At 45.4% G+C, this 5,593-nt stretch carries 2 tRNA genes and 3 rRNA genes; all 5 read right to left on the reverse strand.

The features are described 5' to 3' along the window. Positions 1-64 precede the first annotated feature (64 nt). Positions 65-174 (reverse strand): 5S ribosomal RNA (gene rrf, locus ABDX67_RS13415). 114 nt (positions 175-288) lie between these two features. Next, a 23S ribosomal RNA gene (locus ABDX67_RS13420) occupies positions 289-3,164 on the reverse strand. A gap of 218 nt (positions 3,165-3,382) precedes the next feature. Then, positions 3,383-3,456: transfer RNA gene (locus ABDX67_RS13425), tRNA-Ala, on the reverse strand. Between the two features lie 108 nt (positions 3,457-3,564). Next, positions 3,565-3,638 (reverse strand) — tRNA-Ile (locus ABDX67_RS13430). Positions 3,639-3,722: 84 nt separating this feature from the next. Beyond that, positions 3,723-5,246: ribosomal RNA gene (locus ABDX67_RS13435) — 16S ribosomal RNA — on the reverse strand. The 16S, 23S and 5S rRNA genes sit together here with 2 tRNA genes alongside, the layout of an rRNA operon. Between the last annotated feature and the right edge of the window lie 347 nt (positions 5,247-5,593).

Consider the following 5,593-nt stretch of genomic DNA (forward strand, 5'->3'; position numbering starts at 1 on the left):
AAAAAAAGTCCTCAATCATTAGATTGAGGACTTTAGTATATTATATTGATTGTATCAATATAAAGAAAGGCAGCGACCTACTCTCCCACCTATTGGCAGTACCATCGGCGCAAATGGGCTTAACTTCTCTGTTCGGTATGGGAAGAGGTGAGCCCCATCGCTATAACCACCTTAAATCTTTCAGTTGCACTAATTGTCAACTGTATAAATTAACATACTGGTCTAATAATATCATTTAAATCATCTAGTCTTAAAAAAAGAGTGTCGCCACGCCCGAAGGCGTGGACATACATAAGCTTATGGGTTATTAGTACTACTCGGCTATGACATTACTGCCTTTACACCTGTAGCCTATCAACGTGGTAGTCTCCCACGACCCTTTAAAGAAATCTCATCTTGTGGTGGGTTTCGCGCTTATATGCTTTCAGCGCTTATCCCTTCCCGACGTAGCTACCCAGCAGTGCTCCTGGCGGAACAACTGGTACACTAGAGGTCAGTCCAACTCGGTCCTCTCGTACTAGAGTCAGATCCACGCAAATTTCTAACGCCCACAGCAGATAGAGACCGAACTGTCTCACGACGTTCTGAACCCAGCTCGCGTGCCACTTTAATGGGCGAACAGCCCAACCCTTGGGACCTTCTCCAGCCCCAGGATGTGACGAGCCGACATCGAGGTGCCAAACCCCCCCGTCGATATGAGCTCTTGGGGGAGATCAGCCTGTTATCCCCGGAGTACCTTTTATCCTTTGAGCGATGGCCCTTCCATGCGGAACCACCGGATCACTATGCTCTTGTTTCCAACCTGATCGACCTGTATGTCTCTCAGTCAAGCACCCTTATACCATTGCACTCTACGTACGGTTACCAAGCGTACTGAGGGTACCTTTAGAAGCCTCCGTTACTCTTTTGGAGGCGACCACCCCAGTCAAACTACCCACCAAGCACTGTCCTCATTTCTGAGTTAGGCTCTAGACAAGCAAAGGGTGGTATTTCAAGGACGACTCCACAACGCCTAGCGACGCCACTTCATAGTCTCCCACCTATCCTACACATTACTTATCCAAAGTCAATACTAAGCTATAGTAAAGGTTCACGGGGTCTTTTCGTCCCGCTGCGGGTAATCGGCATCTTCACCGATACTACAATTTCACCGAGCTCATGGCTGAGACAGTGTCCAGATCGTTGCACCATTCGTGCAGGTCGGAACTTACCCGACAAGGAATTTCGCTACCTTAGGACCGTTATAGTTACGGCCGCCGTTTACTGGGGCTTCATTTCAGATCTTCGCCGAAGCTAAACCCTCCACTTAACCTTCCAGCACCGGGCAGGTGTCAGGCCTTATACATCATCTTTCAATTTAGCAAAGCCCTGTGTTTTTGATAAACAGTCGCCTGGACCTTTTCACTGCGGCCACGCCGTAAAGCGTGGCGACCCTTCTCCCGAAGTTACGGGTCTATTTTGCCTAGTTCCTTAGCCATGAATCTCTCGAGCACCTTAGAATTCTCATCCCAACTACCTGTGTCGGTTTACGGTACGGGTTCTTATAATCTGAAGCTTAGAGGTTTTTCTTGGAAGCCTTTAGGCACACTATCCACTCGTCCGAAGAGTTGTGGTACTATCGAACTTCGCCAAAATCTAACTCTTAATCTGATTCTATAGCTACATTCTTCAACGTACTATTCCGTCAGTACGCGGTGCTTTCAATACTCCGTCACCCCATCGCAATTATAAGAAGTACAGGAATATTAACCTGTTATCCATCGACTACTCCCTTCGGATTCGCCTTAGGACCCGACTAACCCTCAGCTGATTAGCATCGCTGAGGAAACCTTAGTCTTTCGGTGTGCGGGTTTCTCGCCCGCATTATCGTTACTTATGCCTACATTTTCTTTTGTAACCACTCCAGCATACCTTACAGTACACCTTCTACGCAGGTTACAATGCTCCCCTACCACTTGTAATAAATTACAAATCCATAGCTTCGGTAATATGTTTATGCCCGATTATTATCCATGCAAAACCGCTCGACTAGTGAGCTGTTACGCACTCTTTAAATGAATGGCTGCTTCCAAGCCAACATCCTAGCTGTCTAAGCAGTTTCACCTCGTTAGTTCAACTTAACATATATTTTGGGACCTTAGCTGATGGTCTGGGTTCTTTCCCTCTCGGACATGGACCTTAGCACCCATGCCCTCACTGCTGTGTATATTTTATAGCATTCGGAGTTTGTCAGGAATTGGTAGGCGGTGAAGCCCCCGCATCCAATCAGTAGCTCTACCTCTATAAAACTTTACCACAACGCTGCACCTAAATGCATTTCGGGGAGTACGAGCTATTTCCGGGTTTGATTGGCCTTTCACCCCTACCCACAGGTCATCCAAAGACTTTTCAACGTCAACTGGTTCGGTCCTCCACTGTGTGTTACCACAGCTTCAACCTGCCCATGGGTAGATCACCCGGTTTCGCGTCTACTACTACTAACTATGCGCCCTATTCAGACTCGCTTTCGCTCCGGCTCCATGTCTTAAACATTTAACCTTGCTAGAAACAGTAACTCGTAGGCTCATTATGCAAAAGGCACGCCGTCACACAGTAAATGTGCTCCGACCGCTTGTAGGCGTACGGTTTCAGGATCTCTTTCACTCCCTTACTTAGGGTTCTTTTCACCTTTCCCTCACGGTACTAGTTCACTATCGGTCTCTCAGGAGTATTTAGCCTTACCGGATGGTCCCGGTGGATTCATACAGGATTACTCGTGTCCCGCACTACTCAGGATACCACTATCAATAACTTCTCTTACTTATACGGGACTATCACCCTCTTTGGTCAGTCTTTCCAAACTGTTCTAATTCAATTAGCATCGAATATTGTGGTCCTACAACCCCAAAATTGCCGTAACAACTTTGGTTTGGGCTGTTCCGCGTTCGCTCGCCACTACTAACGGAATCACTATTGTTTTCTCTTCCTCCGGTTACTTAGATGTTTCAGTTCACCGGGTTTACCCCTATTACTAGGTGACATGTCTTCAACATGCCGGGTTGCCCCATTCGGATATTTACGGATCATAAAATATGTGCTTCTCCCCGTAACTTTTCGCAGCTTATCGCGTCCTTCATCGTCTCTGAGAGCCTAGGCATCCGCCATACGCCCTTATTTAGCTTATTGTACTTTTTGCTGTAGAATTACTTCTACAACGAGCTCTTTTATTATTTTTATAAAATTTTGTTTAGACTAATTAAAGTCTAAACCTTCTCTATCTATTTGATTCTTACGATATCATTATACCAATATGTCAATGAACTGTGACGAATCGTCACCGATAAGTTATTATCAGATCTAATTCTTACAACACCTGAGATTACTATCTCAAGGCATCGCCTTGTGGAGAATATCGGAGTCGAACCGATGACCTCCTGCGTGCAAGGCAGGCGCTCTAGCCAGCTGAGCTAATCCCCCATGATTTCAGTTGTCAGTTATCAGCTAACAGTTATCAGTTAATTGATGACTTATACGTCAACTTGGGATACCCAACTTCTAAAACTTCCTTAAATATCTAAAAATTAGTAGTCTCGGGCAGACTCGAACTGCCGACCTCTACATTATCAGTGTAGCGCTCTAACCAGCTGAGCTACGAGACTATAATAGCTTAAATATTTAGTATTTGTTTAAAATTAACAGCAAAGAGTAAAATCTTCTTTCGTAACTCACCATCTTTTCTCTAGAAAGGAGGTGTTCCAGCCGCACCTTCCGGTACGGCTACCTTGTTACGACTTAGCCCTAGTTACCAGTTTTACCCTAGGCGGCTCCTTGCGGTGACCGACTTCAGGTACCCCCAGCTTCCATGGCTTGACGGGCGGTGTGTACAAGGCCCGGGAACGTATTCACCGGATCATGGCTGATATCCGATTACTAGCGATTCCAGCTTCACGGAGTCGAGTTGCAGACTCCGATCCGAACTGTGATATGGTTTATAGATTCGCTCCTATTTGCATAGTGGCTGCTCATTGTCCATACCATTGTAGCACGTGTGTAGCCCAGGACGTAAGGGCCGTGATGATTTGACGTCATCCCCACCTTCCTCTCTACTTGCGTAGGCAGTCCCGTTAGAGTCCTCAGCATGACCTGCTAGCAACTAACGGTAGGGGTTGCGCTCGTTATAGGACTTAACCTGACACCTCACGGCACGAGCTGACGACAACCATGCAGCACCTTGTGATCTGTCCGAAGAAAACTCTATCTCTAAAGCTGTCAGACCACATTTAAGCCCTGGTAAGGTTCCTCGCGTATCATCGAATTAAACCACATGCTCCACCGCTTGTGCGGGCCCCCGTCAATTCCTTTGAGTTTCAATCTTGCGACCGTACTCCCCAGGTGGGACACTTATCACTTTCGCTTAGTCACTGAGATAAATCCCAACAACTAGTGTCCATCGTTTACGGCGTGGACTACCAGGGTATCTAATCCTGTTCGCTCCCCACGCTTTCGTCCATGAGCGTCAGTATATACGTAGTAGACTGCCTTCGCAATCGGTATTCTGTGTAATATCTATGCATTTCACCGCTACACTACACATTCTATCTACTTCCGTATAACTCAAGTCAACCAGTATCAAAGGCAGTTCCATAGTTAAGCTATGGGATTTCACCTCTGACTTAATTGACCGCCTGCGGACCCTTTAAACCCAATGATTCCGGATAACGCTTGCACCCTCCGTATTACCGCGGCTGCTGGCACGGAGTTAGCCGGTGCTTATTCTTACAGTACCGTCAAGCTCCCTCACGAGGGAGTGTTTCTTCCTGTATAAAAGCAGTTTACAACCCATAGGGCCGTCTTCCTGCACGCGGCATGGCTGGATCAGGCTCTCGCCCATTGTCCAATATTCCTCACTGCTGCCTCCCGTAGGAGTCTGGTCCGTGTCTCAGTACCAGTGTGGGGGATCTCCCTCTCAGGACCCCTACCTATCGCTGTCTTGGTGAGCCGTTACCTCACCAACTAACTAATAGGACGCATAGCCATCTTATACCGATAAATCTTTAATGTATTAATTATGCAAAAAATACATACTATGGAGTATTAGTCAGAATTTCTCCTGGTTATTCTCCAGTAAAAGGTAGGTTCTATACGCGTTACTCACCCGTGCGCCGGTCGTCAGCGGAAAAGCAAGCTTTCCCCTGTTACCCCTCGACTTGCATGTGTTAAGCCTGCCGCTAGCGTTCATCCTGAGCCAGGATCAAACTCTTCATCGTATATTTTTATAATTTGGATGATATAGTTTCAAAAGAATTATGACTTTAAAAAAATCATGTAATCTTACTCTTTGTTTTACGCTGTCAATTTCAATATTTTCAATGAACGTTTTAGCTACTTTAATTAATCTTATCAATCAATAAATTTTACTAAATCTTTTGTAGAAACGTTAGAATCGAACTAACTAATTTAATCCCTTAAATTATTCCAAAAATTCCCTTATTTCTTATCAGAACTTCCCCTTATCTCTCAAAGCGGGTGCAAATGTATAAACTCTTTTTACAATACAAAAACTTTTTTAATGTTTTTTTGAAAAATTTATTTCGCAGTAACTTTAATGAACTTT

It is taken from the genome of Polaribacter uvawellassae (assembly GCF_039748955.1).
GTDB classification, from domain to species: Bacteria; Bacteroidota; Bacteroidia; order Flavobacteriales; family Flavobacteriaceae; genus Polaribacter; species Polaribacter uvawellassae.